The organism is Kribbella sp. NPDC051586, assembly GCF_044453965.1.
Taxonomy (GTDB): Bacteria; Actinomycetota; Actinomycetes; order Propionibacteriales; family Kribbellaceae; genus Kribbella.
The window spans coordinates 325,523-342,392 of record NZ_JBITDF010000004.1; the positions used below are offsets into that span (position 1 = coordinate 325,523).

22 protein-coding genes are annotated in these 16,870 nt (G+C 68.6%); 7 read left to right on the plus strand and 15 right to left on the minus strand.

Annotation, left to right across the window (positions count from 1 at the left end; genetic code table 11):
• Positions 1–17: 17 nt before the first annotated feature.
• Positions 18–554 carry a winged helix-turn-helix transcriptional regulator gene (locus tag ACIA58_RS28335; protein ID WP_396406834.1) on the plus strand — a complete coding sequence of 179 codons (537 nt, stop codon included), beginning with the start codon at positions 18–20 and terminating at the stop codon, positions 552–554.
• On the opposite strand, the gene ACIA58_RS28340 is transcribed toward ACIA58_RS28335, so the two are convergent.
• The 5 genes from ACIA58_RS28340 to ACIA58_RS28360 all read right to left on the minus strand — a co-directional run bounded on the left by ACIA58_RS28340 (position 524) and on the right by ACIA58_RS28360 (position 4,760).
• Positions 524–1,516: a TIGR03842 family LLM class F420-dependent oxidoreductase gene (locus ACIA58_RS28340; protein WP_396406835.1), complete on the minus strand. Its 993-nt coding sequence runs from the start codon at positions 1,514–1,516 to the stop codon at positions 524–526. The genes ACIA58_RS28335 and ACIA58_RS28340 overlap by 31 nt on opposite strands.
• Positions 1,517–1,528: 12 nt before the next feature.
• Positions 1,529–2,935, minus strand: coding sequence for a dihydropyrimidinase (gene hydA, locus ACIA58_RS28345; protein WP_396406836.1), 1,407 nt, complete (start codon positions 2,933–2,935; stop codon positions 1,529–1,531).
• 33 nt (positions 2,936–2,968) lie between these two features.
• Positions 2,969–3,811, minus strand: a complete 843-nt coding sequence (locus ACIA58_RS28350) for a nitrilase-related carbon-nitrogen hydrolase (protein ID WP_396406837.1) — start codon at positions 3,809–3,811, stop codon at positions 2,969–2,971.
• A 75-nt stretch (positions 3,812–3,886) separates the two neighbouring features.
• On the minus strand, positions 3,887–4,564 hold the full coding sequence (locus ACIA58_RS28355; RefSeq protein ID WP_396406838.1) for a PhzF family phenazine biosynthesis protein: 678 nt from the start codon (positions 4,562–4,564) through the stop codon (positions 3,887–3,889).
• Between the two features lies 1 nt (position 4,565).
• A complete protein-coding gene (locus ACIA58_RS28360) occupies positions 4,566–4,760 on the minus strand; it encodes a hypothetical protein (RefSeq protein ID WP_396406839.1) in 195 nt (64 codons plus the stop codon).
• A gap of 84 nt (positions 4,761–4,844) precedes the next feature.
• On the opposite strand from ACIA58_RS28360, the gene ACIA58_RS28365 reads away from it, so the two are divergent.
• Entirely contained in the window at positions 4,845–5,276 is a 432-nt protein-coding gene (locus tag ACIA58_RS28365) for an SRPBCC family protein (RefSeq protein WP_396406840.1), read from the plus strand.
• Positions 5,251–5,799 (plus strand): TetR/AcrR family transcriptional regulator, encoded by a 549-nt coding sequence (locus tag ACIA58_RS28370; RefSeq protein ID WP_396406841.1) that lies wholly within the window; start codon positions 5,251–5,253, stop codon positions 5,797–5,799. Before ACIA58_RS28365 ends, ACIA58_RS28370 begins: the two co-directional genes overlap by 26 nt.
• On the opposite strand, the gene ACIA58_RS28375 is transcribed toward ACIA58_RS28370, so the two are convergent.
• Positions 5,780–6,964: a serpin family protein gene (locus tag ACIA58_RS28375; RefSeq protein ID WP_396406842.1), complete on the minus strand. Its 1,185-nt coding sequence runs from the start codon at positions 6,962–6,964 to the stop codon at positions 5,780–5,782. The two genes, ACIA58_RS28370 and ACIA58_RS28375, sit on opposite strands and share 20 nt — an antisense overlap.
• Before the next feature lie 155 nt (positions 6,965–7,119).
• Between ACIA58_RS28375 and ACIA58_RS28380 the strand changes: the two genes are divergently transcribed.
• Positions 7,120–7,767, plus strand: a complete 648-nt coding sequence (locus tag ACIA58_RS28380; protein ID WP_396406843.1) for a flavin reductase family protein — start codon at positions 7,120–7,122, stop codon at positions 7,765–7,767.
• Here the strand turns inward: ACIA58_RS28380 and ACIA58_RS28385 are convergent.
• Positions 7,756–8,655 carry an EamA family transporter gene (locus tag ACIA58_RS28385; RefSeq protein WP_396406844.1) on the minus strand — a complete coding sequence of 300 codons (900 nt, stop codon included), beginning with the start codon at positions 8,653–8,655 and terminating at the stop codon, positions 7,756–7,758. The genes ACIA58_RS28380 and ACIA58_RS28385 overlap by 12 nt on opposite strands.
• A gap of 73 nt (positions 8,656–8,728) precedes the next feature.
• On the opposite strand from ACIA58_RS28385, the gene ACIA58_RS28390 reads away from it, so the two are divergent.
• Positions 8,729–9,637, plus strand: coding sequence for a LysR family transcriptional regulator (locus ACIA58_RS28390; protein ID WP_396406845.1), 909 nt, complete (start codon positions 8,729–8,731; stop codon positions 9,635–9,637).
• Here the strand turns inward: ACIA58_RS28390 and ACIA58_RS28395 are convergent, their stop codons facing one another.
• Positions 9,638–10,519, minus strand: coding sequence for a helix-turn-helix transcriptional regulator (locus ACIA58_RS28395; protein ID WP_396406846.1), 882 nt, complete (start codon positions 10,517–10,519; stop codon positions 9,638–9,640). It abuts the gene before it with no gap.
• A gap of 101 nt (positions 10,520–10,620) precedes the next feature.
• Here ACIA58_RS28395 and ACIA58_RS28400 point away from each other — a divergent pair, with 101 nt between their 5' ends.
• Entirely contained in the window at positions 10,621–12,069 is a 1,449-nt protein-coding gene (locus tag ACIA58_RS28400) for an MFS transporter (RefSeq protein ID WP_396406847.1), read from the plus strand.
• Here the strand turns inward: ACIA58_RS28400 and ACIA58_RS28405 are convergent.
• Genes ACIA58_RS28405 through ACIA58_RS28415 form a run of 3 tightly spaced genes read right to left on the minus strand, consistent with a single transcriptional unit; the run spans position 12,032 to position 14,538 of the window.
• Complete coding sequence (locus ACIA58_RS28405) at positions 12,032–12,805, minus strand: pentapeptide repeat-containing protein (RefSeq protein ID WP_396406848.1); 774 nt, start codon at positions 12,803–12,805, stop codon at positions 12,032–12,034. The genes ACIA58_RS28400 and ACIA58_RS28405 overlap by 38 nt on opposite strands.
• A complete protein-coding gene (gene prfB / locus ACIA58_RS28410) occupies positions 12,789–13,910 on the minus strand; it encodes a peptide chain release factor 2 (RefSeq protein ID WP_396406849.1) in 1,122 nt (373 codons plus the stop codon). The genes ACIA58_RS28405 and prfB overlap by 17 nt, the downstream gene beginning before the upstream one ends.
• 16 nt (positions 13,911–13,926) lie before the next feature.
• Positions 13,927–14,538 (minus strand): TetR/AcrR family transcriptional regulator, encoded by a 612-nt coding sequence (locus ACIA58_RS28415; RefSeq protein ID WP_396406850.1) that lies wholly within the window; start codon positions 14,536–14,538, stop codon positions 13,927–13,929.
• Between the two features lie 70 nt (positions 14,539–14,608).
• Here ACIA58_RS28415 and ACIA58_RS28420 point away from each other — a divergent pair, with 70 nt between their 5' ends.
• The gene (locus tag ACIA58_RS28420) at positions 14,609–15,409 is read left to right on the plus strand and encodes a hypothetical protein (protein ID WP_396406851.1); all 801 of its coding nucleotides are present in this window, start codon (positions 14,609–14,611) and stop codon (positions 15,407–15,409) included.
• Between the two features lies 1 nt (position 15,410).
• Here ACIA58_RS28420 and ACIA58_RS28425 read toward each other — a convergent pair whose 3' ends face one another.
• From ACIA58_RS28425 to ACIA58_RS28440, 4 genes are read right to left on the minus strand one after another with little or no spacing between them, the layout of a single operon-like run.
• A complete protein-coding gene (locus ACIA58_RS28425; protein ID WP_396406852.1) occupies positions 15,411–15,842 on the minus strand; it encodes a pilus assembly protein TadG-related protein in 432 nt (143 codons plus the stop codon).
• Positions 15,839–16,288 (minus strand): TadE/TadG family type IV pilus assembly protein, encoded by a 450-nt coding sequence (locus ACIA58_RS28430; protein ID WP_396406853.1) that lies wholly within the window; start codon positions 16,286–16,288, stop codon positions 15,839–15,841. Before ACIA58_RS28430 ends, ACIA58_RS28425 begins: the two co-directional genes overlap by 4 nt.
• Entirely contained in the window at positions 16,285–16,671 is a 387-nt protein-coding gene (locus tag ACIA58_RS28435) for a TadE/TadG family type IV pilus assembly protein (protein WP_396406854.1), read from the minus strand. The genes ACIA58_RS28430 and ACIA58_RS28435 overlap by 4 nt, the downstream gene beginning before the upstream one ends.
• Positions 16,668–16,865 carry a hypothetical protein gene (locus ACIA58_RS28440; RefSeq protein ID WP_328997393.1) on the minus strand — a complete coding sequence of 66 codons (198 nt, stop codon included), beginning with the start codon at positions 16,863–16,865 and terminating at the stop codon, positions 16,668–16,670. Before ACIA58_RS28440 ends, ACIA58_RS28435 begins: the two co-directional genes overlap by 4 nt.
• Positions 16,866–16,870 lie beyond the last annotated feature (5 nt).

Below are 16,870 nucleotides of genomic sequence, written 5' to 3' on the forward strand. Positions count from 1 at the left end.
ATACTAAGCTTACTTTCGTGTCAACGCTTGCGCGCCTGGTCCACTTCCGCTGGGCCGTCCCCGTGCTGGCCGAACTGCACCGCGGCCACGGCGGCCGCTTCGTGAACCTCAGCCACACCTTGGGCGTCAGCCGTGAGTCCCTTCGTCGGACCCTGACGTTCCTGCTCGAGAGCGACCTGATCCAGCGCAACCCAGGCAAGGGGCATCCTCTGCGCCCGGAGTACCTGCTCACCGATCCAGCTCTCGGCGAGGACGCCGCCGTACTCACGGACCTCCTGACGGACCTCGGCGTCATCGACGTAGCCCTGAAAAAGTGGTCGCTCCCGACCCTCACCCTGCTGGTCACCGAACACCGCTTCTCAGAGCTCCGCCGCGCCCTCCCAGACGTAACCCCCCGCGCCCTGACCCTGACCCTGAAGGACCTCGAATCAGCCGGCCTCATCACCCGAACCGTAACCAACGACTACCCACCATCAACCGTCTACACCGCAACAGCCCCCGGCCTGCGACTGGCCGGCGCCGCTCAGAAGGTAGGGATGATGTCCTTGCCGTAGGCGGCGAGGGTTTGTTCTTTGGCGTCGTGTTGGAGGTAGAGGGCGAACTGGTCTACGCCGAGGGCTTTCAGGTCGTTGAGGCGGGTGAGGTGGTTCTCGACGGGGCCGAGGATGCAGAAGCGGTCGACGACCTCGTCGGGGACGAAGGTGGTGTGGGTGTTGCCGGCGCGGCCGTGCTCGGCGTAGTCGTAGCCCTTGCGGCCCTCGATGTAGTCGGTGAGTGCCTTCGGTACGGCGCCTGACGCGCCGTAGCGGCCGACGATGTCCGCGACGTGGTTGCCGACCATCCCGCCGAACCAGCGGGTCTGCTCGCGCTGATGCTCGAGGTCGTCCCCGACGTACGCCGGTGCCGCGACGCAGAACTTGATCGCCATCGGATCGCGCCCCGCCTGCTCGGCAGCCCGCCGTACCGCGGTGATCATCCAGTCGGCGATATCCGGGTCGGCCAGCTGCAGGATGTACCCGTCGCCGACCTCGCCGGTCGCCGCGAGTGCGCGCGGTCCGTACGCCGCGACCCAGACGTCGAGCGCACCGTTGTCGACCCAGGCGAACTTCAGCTGCTGACCGCGGTACTCGACGGTCTCGCCGCGCGCGAGCGACCGCACCACCTCGACGCACTGCTTCATCTCGTCGATCGTCCCCGGCTTCGCGCCGAGTGTCCGCAGCGCGGAGTCGCCGCGACCGATCCCGCAGATCGTCCGGTTGCCGAACATCTCGTTCAAGGTCGCGAACTGGGACGCGATCACGGTCCAGTCGCGCGTCCCCGGGTTGGTCACCATCGGCCCGACGATCACCCGCTGCGTGCTCGCCAGGATCTGGCTGTAGATGACGAACGGCTCCTGCCACAACAGGTGCGAGTCGAACGTCCACACGTAGTCGAACCCGGCGTCCTCCGCCTTCCGGGCCAGCTCCACCACCGTGGACGCGGGCGGATCGCACTGGAACACCACACCGAAGTCCACGACTGCTCCCCCTTACATCAAGTACGACGACAGGCCGCGCTTCAGGAACTTCCCCCTGCCCTTCCGGCCATGGTAGTTGCCATCGGCCACGATCACCTCGCCGCGCGAGATCACTGTGCCCACCCGGCCCTGGATCTCGACCCCCTCGTACGCCGAGTAGTCCATGTTCATGTGGTGTGTCTCGACCCCGATCCGCGTGGTGCCGTTCGGGTCGTAGATCACCAGGTCGGCGTCCGAGCCCGGTTGGACGATGCCCTTCTGCGGGTACAGCCCGAACATCCGGGCCGGGGTGGTCGCGATCGTCTCGACCCAGCGCTCCAGCGAGATGTGGCCGTCGACAACGCCCTGGAAGATCAGGTCGACGCGATGCTCGACGCCGCCGATACCGTTCGGGATCTTGGAGAAGTCGCCGAGGCCCATCTCCTTCTGGTCCTTCATGCAGAACGGGCAGTGGTCGGTCGACACGATCGCCAGATCGTTGCTTCTGAGACCCTTCCACAGATCGCGGGCGTGCGACTCGTGCTTGCTGCGCAGCGGCGTCGAGCAGACCCACTTCGCGCCCTCGAACCCGGGCGCGCCAAGCTGGTCCTCGAGCGTCAGATACAGGTACTGCGGGCACGTCTCGGCGAACACGTTGCGTCCGAGGTCCCGCGCCTCGGCGACCTTGGCCAGCGCCTGGCTCGCGGACAGGTGGACGATGTACAGCGGGCAGTCCTGCGCGACCTCGGCCAGCGCGATGGCGCGGTTGGTGGCCTCCGCCTCGAGCGCCGCCGGGCGGGTGATGCCGTGGTAGATCGGGTCGGTCTCGCCGCGTTCGATCGCCTGCTGGACCAGGACGTCGATCGCGATGCCGTTCTCGGCGTGCATCATGATCATCGCGCCGTTCGACCGCGCGGCCTGCATCGCCCGCAGGATCTGCCCGTCGTCGGAGTAGAAGACGCCCGGGTAGGCCATGAACAGCTTGAAGCTGGTGATGCCCTCGTCGGCGACCAGTTGGTCCATCGCCTTCAGCGCGTCGGTGTCGACGCCGCCGAGGATCATGTGGAACGCGTAGTCGATGTGGCACTCGCCCTCGGTCTTCGCGTGCCAAGCCGCCAGCCCGTCCTGCACCACCTCGCCGGTGCGCTGGATGGCGAAGTCGATGATCGTCGTGGTCCCGCCGTACGCCGCGGCGCGGGTCCCGGTGTCGAACGTGTCGCTGGCCGACGTACCGCCGAACGGCATCTCCATGTGCGTATGCGCGTCGATCCCACCCGGGATCACGTACTTGCCGGAGGCATCGATCTCCTCGTCGGCGGTGATCGCCGGCGTGAACGACGGATCGAGCACGGCGACGATCTTCTCGCCCTCGACCAGCACGTCCGCGATCCGCGTCCCGGTCGGTCCGACGACGGTTCCACCCTTGACCAGCAACGACATACCCGATCTCCCCTTTGAGACGGCGTGGTGTGGCTACGGCTTCGTGAGGTCCCCGTACGCGTCTGGCCGGCGGTCGCGGTAGAACTGCCAGCGGTCGCGGACGGTGTCCAGCAGGCCGAGGTCCAGGTCACGGACGATCAGTTCCGGATCGTGGTCATGCCCGACGTCGCCGACGAACTTGCCCTCCGGGTCGACGAAGTACGACGTGCCGTAGAAGTCGTTCTCACCGAACTCGGACTCGATGCCGACCCGGTTGATCGCGCCGATGAAGTACTCGTTCGCGACCGCGGAGGCCGGTTGCTCGAGCTTCCACAGGTACGCCGAGAGGCCGCGGCTGGTCGCGGACGGGTTGAAGACGATCTTGGCGCCGGCCAGACCGAGCGCCCGCCAGCCCTCCGGGAAGTGCCGGTCGTAGCAGATGTACACGCCGATCCGCCCGACCGCGGTGTCGAAGATCGGGTACCCGAGGTTGCCCGGACGGAAGTAGAACTTCTCCCAGAAGCCCTTCACCTGCGGGATGTGGTTCTTCCGGTACTTGCCCAGGTAGGTGCCGTCGGCATCGATCACGGCCGCGGTGTTGTACAGCACGCCCGGCTGCTCCTGCTCGTACACCGGGAGCACCATCACCATCCCGAGCTCCTGCGCCAGCGCCGCGAATCGCTCGGTCGTCGGCCCCGGCACGGACTCGGCGTACTCGTAGTACTCCGCGTCCTGCTTCTGACAGAAGTACGGCCCGTAGAACAGCTCCTGGAAGCAGATCACCTTCGCCCCGGCCGCAGCCGCCTGCCGCGCGTAGTCCTCGTGCGCCTTGATCATGGACTCTTTGTCACCGGTCCACGACGTCTGCACCAAAGCCGCCCTGACAACGTCTGCCACAAGACCTCCCCAAGTAGCCGAGCCCCCATGCTCCATCCGTGCCCCACCACCCGTCAACGGATGCCGGGATCGCGGTCAGATCGTGATGGTGCGGTGGCCGCCGAGGCGCACCCGGCCGCCGACGGTGGCGTGGGTTGGGGGTTCGTGGGTGGTGTGGAGGTGGGAGCCGGCGCCTTGGATGATGTGGAGGTTGCGGCGGAGTTGGGCGGTCAGCTGGGTGACGGCGGAGCCGGTGGCCTCGTCTTCTACGACGCCCATGGCGGGGGCGAAGGCTCGGGCTCGGATGAGGCCTCGGGGCTCGTCCTGCCAGGACCACAGGTAGGTGTGGCCGGCGGCGTACGACGTGGGGTCGGCGGCGAGGACTGCCTCGGGTGAGTCGAGGTGGTGCCACTCCCAGGTGCTGCCCCAGGTGGCGTCGGCGCGGACGGAGAAGAGGTCGTCGCTGCGGGTGACGGCGATGGGGCCGGCGGGGACGTGGAGGGTGTCGACCGGGTGGCCGGTGGCGTGGAGCCACGCGGCGGCGCCGACGGTGGGATGGCCCGCGAAGGGCATCTCGCCGGTGGCGGAGTAGATGCGGAGCGTGCCGGTCGCGGGGTCGTCGACGTACACGGTCTCGCTGAAGCCGAGCTCAGCGGCGACCCGTTGCCGGTCCGAGGGCGGGACCAGACGGCCGTCGACGATGCCCAGAGGGTTGCCGAACCGGCCGTCCGGGTCGGTGAAGACGTGGACGACCTCGACGGGGATCGCGGTCAAGTCAGAGGACGGCGATGGCGGCGATCACCGCGATCAGCAGCACCGCCGCACCGATGACGGCCAGCACGCGGCCGTTGATCTTCGGTTCGCGGGTCGTCTCGGTCGCGCCCTCGTTGACGAAGGCGCGGAACATCTGCGTGTTCGCGCCCGGGTCCTGCTCGTTCTCCACGTTGTGCGGGACGTTCTGGTCAGCCATGGGCCAAGACCCTACCTGCCGCCGGTGGCGACCCGGCAGACCGCCCGCCGAAGCCTCACACAGACCTGATGTACCATATGGTACATGCGCTTCGATCATTCCAGCACGATCCAGGCCCCCGCAGAGCGGGTCTGGGAGGTCTTCAGCAACGTCGAGCGGTGGCCCGACTGGACCCCGACCGTCGATTCCGTCGAGCGGCTCGACGCGGGCCGCATCCACATCGGCGCCCGCACCCGCATCCGCCAGCCCAAGCTCCGGGTCGCCGTCTGGGAGGTGACCGAGATGAAGGACGGCGAGTACTTCGAATGGGTCTCCACCGCCCCGGGGATGAAGACGACCGGCGGGCACCGCGTGATCAGCACGCCGGACGGTACGGTGGCGACCGCGACGATCATCCAGGAAGGTCCGCTCAGCTGGCTCTTCGGCAGGCTGTACGCGGGTCTGACCAGGCGCTACATCGCCACCGAGACCCAGAAACTGAAGGAAGTCAGTGAGTCGAGCGACGCTGCTGGCTGACGCGGTCGAGCATTTCGCGAAGAACGGGATCGGCGACGCCAGCCTGCGCAGTATCGCGACCTCGGTCGGCACCAGTCACCGGATGCTGATCTATCACTTCGGCTCGCGCGAAGGGCTGCTGGCCGAGGTGGTCCGCACGGTCGAGCAGCAGCAGCGCGACCTGCTGGCCGAGGTACTGGCGACCGAGCTCCCGGTCGCCGAGCAGAACGAGCTGTTCTGGCGCCGCGTCACCGAGGCGGCGCTGATCTACGGCCCGCTGTTCTTCGAGCTCAGCGCCCACGCGATGCAGGACCTGCCGCACACCGAGTCACTCAAGGCGGACCTGATCAACGTCTGGCTGCCGCCGCTGATCGAGCTGTGTATCCGCGCGGGTCTCCCGCCCGACGAGGCACCGACGTACGCGCGGCTCGGTCTGGCGGCATCGCGCGGACTGCTGTTCGATCTACTGCTGACCGGTGACCGGGCGGGCGTCGACGAGGCGTCCGCGCTGCTCAACCGGCTGTTCAGTCCCCCGGCTCGGTAGGCGTCTCGATCCAGCCGGCGACGATCGGCAGGCGCGACTCCCGCAGTACGGCGGCGAACGCGAACGGCCTGTCCAGCGCGAGCTCGAGCCGTCGCTGCTTGCTCGTCACCATCGCGGCGCGCGTCATCGCCATCGCGGTCACGGCCGCCGCCTCGAAGCCGGTCGCGAAGAACCGCGCGAGCACCTTCTGCTTGGCCTGCCCGACCTGGAGCGGCGTCGGGCTGAGCGCGCTGAAGTGCCCGTGATCCCCGGGATCCGAGGTGACCGCGGTCAGCCCGAACAGCTCCCGCGACTGCAGCAGGTCGTGCTCCACCTCCACCCGGAACGACGGCAACCCCAACTTCAGATCCGGCCGCGCCGACGTGGTCTGCGCGACCCGCAACCCCGGCGCGACCTCCGCGCCGGGCTCGCCCTGCTCGATCAGGGTCCGGCCGGACACGCCTCCGCCGGGTTCGGCGACCGCATCGAGGAGGCCGGTCATGACGTCGGCCGGCGAGGTCTGCGGCTGCCCGATCCCGAGGAGCACGTCCACGTCGGCGTCACCCCCGACCGTGGCGACAGTGAGCCACGCGGCCGAGGGATGCTCGTACCGCCGTACGGCGTCCAGGTCGGAGTCGACGCGTTCCAGCCAGTGCCATGAGCCCGCCCACGGACCGTCGGGCACGCGCCGGACCTGTTCGGTGAACGGGCGGACCCAGGTCGTGCGCAGGAGGAGGGCCGACGCGAGCACGAGCAACACGTCGGAGTCGACCTCGAGCGGCATCTCGCGGATCAGGTCGTCGGTGTGCTCCGCGGCCCACGCGTCGAGCTTGGGCTTGTCGACGGACGGGTTGCCGGTCAGCATGCCGACGAGAGGAGCCGGCATCACGGCGTCGAACGACTCCGCCAGCTTCAGCTGCTCGCTCACCCACACCCCGAGCGCAGCGTGCAGGTCGGCGGATCCCTCGATCGCCTCGATCAGCCGGATCGCGTCCGTCGAGCCGTCTGCCGCGTCCACCCCGGCGGCCTCGGCGAGTTCGCTCCGCCCCGGCTCGTCCGCGCCGGTCGCCAACAGCGCGAGCAACGGCCACAACCCGAGCGCGGAGACGACGGAATTGCCCGCTGGGAGGCTCCGGGCCCAGCGAATGGTGAGGTCGTTGACTGCGCGCACCACGTCGGCATCCATACCCACCACACTGCCACGTCCGGATCCCCAGGCCATCACAATCGCCGACGCCCGCACCCGCGCAGGCGGGCGGGGAGGCATGCGGGCCAGTTGTGATGGGCTGGGGATCCTCACACATTCGGGCTCCGCGCCGTTCCGTGCGTATGAAGCGAACTGTGGAGCCCAAGGTTCTGTACTTCGGTACGCCTGTCGTCCTGATCAGCTCATTCAACCCCGACGGGAGCACGAACCTCGCCCCGATGTCGTCCGCATGGTGGCTCGGCTACACCGCGATGCTCGGGATGGGCACGAGCGCACAGACCGTGAAGAACCTCGTCGAGCGCCCGGAGATCGTGCTCAACCTGGTCGATCCGGACATGGTCGCCGCCCTCGACCGGATCGCCTTGCTGACCGGATCGCAGGAGATGTCCGACGCGAAGCGGGGGCGCGGGTACCGGTACGAGCCGGACAAGTTCGCCGCCGCCGGGCTCAACCGCGAGCCGAGCGAGTCGGCCGGCCCGGACTCCGTCGTGGAGAGCCCGATCAACCTCGAGGGCCGGATCGAGGCGATCACCGAGATCGGCGGGCCGGGCTCGCGTCTGTGCTCGCTCGAGATGAAGGTCGAGCGGGTCCGGGTTCGCGAGGACCTGCTGATGAGCAACGACCGCTACATCGACCCGCTGCGCTGGGATCCGCTGATCATGAAGTTCACCGAGTACTTCGCCGGCGGGAGCCCGGCGTACCCGTCGTCGCTCGCCCGCGGTTGGCAGATGCCCACGATGGACGCGAGGGACACGAGGGACCCGGTCGCTTCAGGCAGCTGACTTCACCAACTCGCCGGACTCCGCCACGCGCGGGGTCCGGCGACGGATGATCGTGCAGGCCATGCCGCCGATCACGAGCACCGCCGCGATCCCCTGCTGCAGCCCGACGGTTTCGCCGCGCAGTACCCACGCCGCGGACATCCCGACGATGGGGACCAGCAGCGAGAACGGCGCGACTGTGCTGGCGTCGTACTGGCGGAGCAGGTAGCCCCACACCCCGAAGCCGAACAGCGTGGCCGCGAACGCGAGGTAGGCGATCGCGCCGGCACCGCTGAGGTTGATGTCGCGGAGCGCGTCGGCATCGGCGCCTGCGCCTTCGGTGATCAGGGACAGAATCAGCAGCGGCACGACGGCGACCGCGCTGACCCAGACCATGAAGCGCAGCGTGTCCGACGGCCTGGCGTACCGGGTGATCGTGTTGGAGACGCCCCAGAAGCCCGCGGCGACGATCACCAGGACCAGCGCGCCGGCCGGGGCCGACAGGTTGCCGTCCAGCATGATCAGCGCGATGCCGACGCACGCGATCACGATGCCGACGAGCTGCGCGGGCCGCGGCCGCTCCCGCAGTACGACGATCGCGAACAGGACCGTGAAGATCACCTGACTCTGCAGCACCAGCGACGACAGACCGGCTGGTACGCCGTGATTCATCGCGATGAACAGCAGTCCGAACTTCGCCACCCCGAGCGCGAGCCCGACACCGACGACGTACCGCCACGGCACGCGGGGTTTGCCGAGCAGGAAGATCGCGGGCACAGCGGCGAAGAAGAACCGCAGCGCGGACAGCAGGAGCGGCGGAACGCCCTCCAGTCCGACCTCGATGACGACGAAGTTGATGCCCCAGACAACAACGACGGCGAGTGCGAGGAGCAGGTCACGAGGCTTCATACGGTCCAGTGTCGGGCGTTGTACACTTAAGGACCAGCACTGATTTGTACCGCCTTCAATGTAGGAGTGCTACATGATCGATCTCGGCCGGCTCCGTGCGTTGCACGCGGTCGCGCAGTACGGCTCGGTCAACCGGGCGGCCGAGGTGCTCGGCTACACGCCCTCGGCGGTATCGCAGCAGCTGGCAAAGCTGGAGCGCGAGACGCGGACAACGCTGGTCGAGCGGCAAGGGCGCGGGATCGTGCTGACCGACGCGGCCCAGCAATTGGCGTCGACAGCAGCGCGGATTCTCGAGCTGGTCGAGGACGCTGAGCTGACGCTGGACGAGCAGCGTGGGCAGGCGATCGGGACGCTCAGCATCGCCGCGTTTCCGACTGCGGCCCGTGGGCTGCTGCCGGCGGCGCTGGTGCGGCTTCTCCACGAGCACGAGGGTCTGGACATTCGCGTTCGGGAGACCGATCCGTTCGAGGCCGTTGCCGCGGTCAACCGTGGCGAGGTCGACGTCGCGGTCGTGCATGACTGGCACAACACGCCACTCGCATTGCCGGAAGGTTTGTCGCGCGCGAAGCTCGGCACTGATCCCGCCGATGTGCTCGTGCCGGCCTCGCATCGCCTGGCAGGCAAGGAGTTCGTCCGCGCGGAGGACCTGGTCGGCGAGCGCTGGATCTGTCAGCCGACCGGGTCGATCTGCCACGAATGGCTGATCCGGACGATGCGCCGAGCGGGCGTCGAGCCGGACGTGGCGTACTCGATCGCGGAGTACCAGACCCAGCTTGCGATGCTTGCCCGCGGCATCGGCATCGGCCTGCTCCCGCGTCTCGGCCGTGGCCCGGTCCCCGACGGCGTGGTCGTCGTACCGCTGCAGCCCGCGCCGACTCGCCGCCTCTACGCCGTCTGGCGGACGACCACGTCGCGCCGCCCGGCGATCGCGGTCACGCTCGCCACCCTGAAGTCCGCCTGGCCCGACCGCGACACGGCCTGATCAGCTGAGCCGGAAGGCAGGTTTCGCCGACGGCGCATCGACGATCTGCCGGAGCTTGGCCTCGGTCTCGTCGTCGAGCGCCGTGTACACGGTCGCCCGTAGCGGCCCGACCGGCGACAGCCACAGGTTGATCGGATCGATCCGCAGGATCCCGAACCCGTCGATCTCCAGCATCTTCGTCCGGGTGCTCGGCGCTGCGACGTCGTACCGCTCCCACAGCTCGGCGAAGTACGGCGAGATCCTGAGCAGGCTCTGGATCAGGTCCTGCCAGAGCGGATCACCGAGGTGGTCGGCAGATGCCGCGCGGAACGCCGCGACCATGTGGTGCTTGGTCGACTCTGCGTCGACGAAGCTGCAGTTCCACTCGTTCGAGACGAAGTTCAGCCAGAGCAGGTTCCGGTCCTCGATCGGCACCTTCTCCAGATCGATGACGACCCGGCAGTACGCCTGGTTGAAGGCGAGGATGTCGTACCGCTTGTTCATCACCATCGCCGGGTACGGCGAGACCGCGTCGAGGGTCTTCTGCGCCGACGGCGGCAACGCCGAGCACACTCCCGGCGTCGGACCGAACCGGGTCCCGGCCAGCCGGTACAGGTGGCTGCGCTCCTGCCGGTCGAACCGCAGCGCCGTCGCGATCGCATCCAGGACCTGCGAGGACACGTTGATGTCGCGGCCCTGCTCGAGCCAGGTGTACCAGGTGACGCCGACCCCGGCGAGCAGCGCGACCTCCTCGCGGCGCAGTCCCGGCGTACGCCGTCGGCCGCCCGGCGCGAACCCGACCTCGTCCGGCCGGATGCGCTCGCGCCGGCTGCGCAGGAACACGCCGAGCTCCCGCCGCTGGGCAGTCGCGGTTGTGTCGGTGGCGGCTGGGACAGTGGTCATGGTTCCATCATGGGCAGAGATCGAGCCTGGTGCCAGGTGCTGTGAGTAATAGGATAACCAGGCTCTCACCACCAGGCTCCGATCGCGTTCAGGCTGGACGCATGACAGACCAGCTCCAAGCCGCCACCACCGGAGCGCCCGCCCGGCCGCAGGCCGTCGCGACGCCGCTGAAGCCGGTGGCCCTCACGACTCTCATCTTCGGCGCCTTCCTGCCGATGCTCTCCTTCTTCGTCATCAACGTCGCGCTGCCCGCGATCGGCTCCGACCTGCGGGCGACCTCCGGCGAGCTCCAACTGGTGGTCGGCAGCTACGGCATCGCCGTCGCCACCCTGCTCGTGGTCGGCGGTCGTCTCGGCGACACGTTCGGCCGCAAACGCCTGTTCCTGATCGGCCTGGTCGGCTTCACCGTGATGTCGCTCATCTGCGCGATCGCCCCGACTATCGGCGTACTGCTGGTCGCCCGGGTCGTCCAGGGGGCGGCCGGCGCCGCCGTCACCCCACAGGTGCTGGCGACGATCACCAGCCTGCTTACCGGCGAGCACCGCGCGCGGGCCATGGCCATGTACGGCGTGGCGGGCGGAGCCGCTGCCGCGTTCGGTCAGATTCTCGGCGGCGTACTGGTCGAGGCGAACGTGTTCGACCTCGGCTGGCGAGCCGTGTTCCTGGTCAACGTGCCGGTCGGCATTGTGGGCGTGGCCGCTGCGATCCGGCTGATCCCGGAGACCAAGGCCGCCAAGGCTCAGCGGGTGGATCTCGTCGGAGCCGCACTGCTCGCGCTGACGCTCGTACTCCTGCTGCTGCCGCTCACCGAGGGCAGACCGCTTGGCTGGCCGCTGTGGACCTGGCTCTGCCTGGCCGGGACGATTCCGGCCGTACTGGTACTCCGTGCGCACCAGCACCGGTCCGAGCGGTCCGGACTGTCTCCGCTGATTCCCCCGACTGTGCTGCGGTTGCGGGCGATGCGGATCGGCCTCCTGCTGGCAGTTGCGTTCTTCACCACGTTCGGCGGCTTCATGTTCGTGTTCGCGATCGCCACCCAGGGCGAGGCGCACATGTCCCCGCTGAAAGGCGGTCTGAGCCTGCTGCCGATGGCGGTCGGGTTCCTGGTCACCTCGATCTACGGACCGCGCCTGCAGGTGCGGTACGGCGCCGGACTCATCCTGCGCGGCTGGATCATCCAGGGCGTCGGGTACGCCGTACTCGCGGTCGTGGCGCTCACCCTGTGGCCGGACGTGAACCCGTTGAAGCTCGCCGTACCGATGCTGATCGCAGGCTTCGGCGCCGGGCTGGTCATGGTCCCGTTGATGGGCGTGGTGCTCGGTCAGGTCCCAGCAGCTCAAGCAGGTCTCGGTAGCGGCATCCTGCTGACCAGCCAGCAGACCTGTCTCGCGCTGGGGGCGGCCACCGTCGGCACTGCCTACCTGTCATTGGCCGGCACCTCGTGGGGCCAAGGCGGCGCGCTGGCCGCAGTAGCCCTGGCCATCACCGCAATCTCACTACTGATGACGCCGGTCACGCACCAGCTGCGGTCCAGTGGGAAGGGCGCGTAACGGCGTCCGGAAGTTTGGTGGAGCGGTCGCCCCGCGCGGCGTTGATCTGGGACTGGGTGAGGAACAGAGCACCCCTCAGGTCGGCGCCGCGCAGGTCGGTGTCCCGCAGGTCCGCGCCGATGAGGTCGGCCTGACGGAGGTCGGCATCGCGGAGGTCGGCGCCGATCAGGTACGCGCCGCGGAGGTTGGCCTTTGCGAGGTCGGCGCCGCGGAGCCGCGCTCCGATCAGGTCGGCGCCGCGGCGTTCCTTCTTCCTGGGTTGCTTGCCGCGGACGCGTTGGCTGGTCTTGAGGAGCAGCTCGTTGACGGCAGCGCGTTCGGCGTCGACGTCGACGGTCGTCAGGTCCGGCGTACGGCTCACGTCCTCGATGCGGGCGATCGCTTCGCGCGCCAGCTCGTCGTACTCGAGGACTTGGTCGAGGTACCACAGCAGCTCGTGCAACTGGCGGAGGATCGGTAGCGCCGCGAACATCTCGGGCGCGGATTGCCCGCGCTTGGTGATCGCCTGTCCGGCGCCGAAGCAGTCGTACACCGTGCAGCCCTGAAAACCCTTGCTACGCAGGTCTTTGTGGATCGTGCAGCGGAAGTCGGTACTCAGGTTGGGGCAGGGCTCACCCGCGGGCTTGTCGAGTGCGAAGTCCGCCGACCTGGTGAAGGTCAGCGCGATGCAGCAGAGGCCGACGCAGTTGGCGCAGTCGGCCCTCAGGTCTGCCCTGCGCTCAGTTTTGCTCGGCAACCGTCTGGCCGGTGCGGCGCCAGCGGACGCCGGCCTCGATGAACTCGTCGATCTCGCCGTCGAAGACGCCGGAGGTGTTGCCGGACTCGTACTGCGTGCGGAGGTCCTTCACCATCTGGTACGGGTGCAGGACGTACGAGCGCATCTGGTCGCCCCACGAGCCGGCCACGTCGCCGCGCAGCGCGTCCAGCTGGGCCCGCTCCTCGGCCTTCTTCAACGCAAGCAGCTTGGCCTTCAGGATGACCATCGCGCTGGCCTTGTTCTGCAGCTGGGACTTCTCGTTCTGGCAGGAGACAACAGTGCCGGTCGGGATGTGCGTGATCCGGACCGCGGAGTCGGTGGTGTTGACGCTCTGACCACCCGGGCCGGACGACCGGTACACGTCGATCCGCAGCTCTTCTTCCGGTACGTCGATCTCGTCGGTCTGCTCGAGCACCGGGACCACCTCGACCGCGGCGAACGAGGTCTGCCGGCGGCCCTGGTTGTCGAACGGCGAGATCCGCACCAGCCGGTGCGTCCCCGACTCCACACTCAGCGTGCCGTACGCGTACGGCGCCTTGACCGCGAACGTGGTCGACTTGAGCCCGGCCTCTTCGGCGTACGACGTGTCGTAGACCTCGGTCGGGTACCCGTGCCGCTCGGCCCAGCGCAGGTACATCCGCTGCAGCATCTCGGCGAAGTCGGCGGCGTCCACACCGCCCGCGCCGGAGCGGATCGTGACCAGGGCCTCGCGCTCGTCGTACTCACCGGACAGCAACGTGCGGACCTCGAGGGACTGGATCGCCTTGGCCAGCGAGCCGAGCTCCTTCTCCGCCTCGGCCATGCTGTCGGCGTCGTTCTCCTCGCGGCCGAGCTCGACCAGGACGCCGAGGTCGTCGACCCGGCTGCGCAGGGCGGTCACCCGCTCGACGTCGGACTGCAGGCTGGAAAGCCGCGACGTCACCTTCTGCGCGTTCGCCTGGTCGTCCCAGAGGTCGGGCGCGGCGACCTGCTCGCCGAGGTCGTCGATCTCCTTGCGCAGCGCAGGAAGATCAAGCACTTTCTCGATCGAGGTCATCGTCACGTCGAGCTGCTTCAGCTCCGCGTCAAAATCCAGTCCAGCCACAACGAAACAGCGTACCTCAGCCGAGACCGCGACGAAGAACGGCAAAAACCTGAGTGATCGCCTGTTCGAGCTCGGTCTGGGCCGCGGCCAGCTCCGATGGCGACGCGGCATCGGGCAGGACGCGCATCAACTGTTCCTCGAGGACCTTTTGCGCGGCGGCGTACTGCGCGGCGATCAGCCGGTTACGCAGGTGATCCGGGGTGCGTTCGTCGAGGGCTTCGGTGAGCGTGGTCTCCAGCTCCGCGGCCTGCAACCGGCGACGGGCCTCGAGTGCGGGACTGTCCTCGATCGTGCGGACGAACTGCTTCCAGGTCGCCAGATGCCCGACCTTGACCCGCGCCCGCGTCCCGGCCAGGTAGTGCGCCTCGAGTACGTCGATCGGATCCGCGTCCGCCGGCGCCTCGCGGATCGCCCGCGCCGGGCCCAACCACCAGCCGGCCTCGTCGAAGAACAGATCCTCCTTCGCCGGGAAGTGGTTGAACACGGTCTGTACGGCGACATCCGCCGCCCGCGCCACCTCAGCGACCGTGACCGCGTCGAACCCGCGCTCGAGGAACAGCCGCGTCGCCACGTCCGAGATGGCGTGCCGTGTCTGCTGCTTCTTGCGTTCCCGCCGGCCGACCTCCATTGCACCGAGGGTAGGGCATCTGCTTTACTGATTCCAATCATGTAGTCACTACATTTTTGGAGCAGATCCAATGAAAATTCTTGTCACCGGCGGCCGCGGCGCGATCGCCCGGGCCGTCACCGCCGGCCTGATCGCGGCCGGACAGGACGTCCGCGTCGCCAGCCGCGAGCCCTCCGCCCTCCCGTCGGCCGTCGGCTACGACCCCGCCGACCCCGCGCCGGCCTTGCGAGACATCAGCCAGGTCTTCCTGTACTCCGACCCGTCGACGGCGCCTGCCTTCGCCGCGGCAGCCGAGGCCGCCGGTGTGAAGCAGGTCGTCCTGCTCTCGTCGCTGTCCTCGCTCGGCGGTCCGGACGATCCCCACGCGAAGACCGAGCACGTCATCGCCGACGGGTCGTACGCGACGACGCGCCTGCAGCCCGGTGCGTTCATGAGCAACGCGAAGTACTGGGCCCATCAGGTCCGTGCGATCGGTCAGATCCGGCTGCCGTACCTCGACGCCGAGGAAGCACCGATCCACGAGTTGGACATCGCCGACGCGGCGCTCCGCGTCCTCCTCGACGGCCCCGGCAACGGGCACGACGGTCGCGGCTATCCGCTCACCGGCCCGGAGTCGATGACCCGCCGGCATCAGATCAGCCTGATCACCACGACCACCGGCGTACCGATCGAGGCCGTCGACCTCACGCCGGACGAGGCCCGCGCCGAGATGCGCATGCGCGACGACGGCCAGCGCGAGACCCTGCTGTCCTACTGGAAGTCCCGCGTCGGCGAACCCCAGGCCGTCGAGCCCGGCGTCGAACTCCTCACCGGCCACACCGCCCGAACCTTCACCACCTGGCTCACGGACAACCCCGGTCTGTTCGGCTGAGTCAGCGGATCGGGACGATGGCGGCGGACTCGGCGGCAAGGTCGGACGAGGTGGGGAAGCCCGGCGGATGGAACGGGAGGTCCGTGGTCGAGGTCAGCCGGACGGTGACTGTCGTGCCTTCGACGTCCACGGACCAGTCGAGCCCGTCGAACCTGTTGCTGGCGGCAACTTCGTTGAGGTAGTCGGCGGTCAGCCGGGCGGCCTGGCCGGGATCGATCGCCGCGTTGCCGCCCGCGCCGGGCTGCGCGTAGACCGCGGCGAGGCCATTGGCCGCCGCGAGGACCGCGCCGTCGGCGGTCGCGTCGAGGTCGCGGCGGACCAGGAACACCTTCGAGATGTCGGTCACCACCACGATCATCAGCAGGATGATCGCGGTGAACCCGATGATGAGGACGGTCATCTGCCCGTCGTCACCCCGCTTCCGCCGGCTCATCCGGCACCCTTGGCTTCGCGGTAGTCGCCGAACGCCTCGGTGTGGGACGCGCTGATGTGGATCGCCGGTGGCTCGCCGCCGAGCGCGTCGGGAATGAGCGGAAGCCTGACCTGGGTGTCGAGGGTGACGGTCACCGTCGAGCCTGGCTGCAGACAGGTCGGTTCGCAAGTGATCTTCAGGTCGTCGGAGCCGAGGTCCATCCCTTGGTCCTTCATCGCCAGCCGAGCGGCGTCGAACGCCCGCGCCCGCGCCTCGTCCTCGGACACCCCGTCCGGCACGATGACGAACGCCCGCCCGGCCGCACGAGTCGCCGCGGTGGCGCCGTACGAGGCTCGCTGTACGTCGAAGACGCCGAGCATCACGTACACCAACGGGACCATCAGCAGGATCGCCAACCAGGAGAACTCGACGACGGCGCTCCCGCGCTCGTCCCGCCGGCGCCTCACTCGCCGGTCTCCTTGACGGCGTGCCCTTCGACGCTGAACGAGATGCCCGGTCCCCACAACCCGAGCGGCGGCATGTGTCCCTTCACGGTGACCTCGACACCGGGCTGCCCGTCGATATCGGTCTCCTCTGCCGACACCGAGTCGATCAACTGGTCCCGCACCACGCCGCGGATCAGCCGGCGCGTGCGCGCCTCGCCGTCGGCCGGCCCCCGGTTGAGCACGGCCGCGTAATGCGCGCCCTCGGAGGCCGCGGCGGTCACGGTGTTGCGCACGTACAGGAACAGGCCGACCTGCAGGATCCCGAGGAACAACGGCACCACCAGCATCGAGACCAGGACGAAGTCGACAACGGCCGCGCCCCGCTCGTCGCGACGACGATTCATTTATTGGAGACGGAGTTCAAGGCGTCCTGGAGCATCTTGGCGAGGGCGGGGCCGGCGAGTTGCCAGATCGCGACGACCAGGCCGGCCGTCATCACGGTGATCAGCACCCAGCCGGGGACGTCGCCGCGCTCCTTCCGCGCCGGACGTGGCTTGAGCAGCAACGCCACGAACAGTCTCGTCAGGTGTAGGGACATGACCT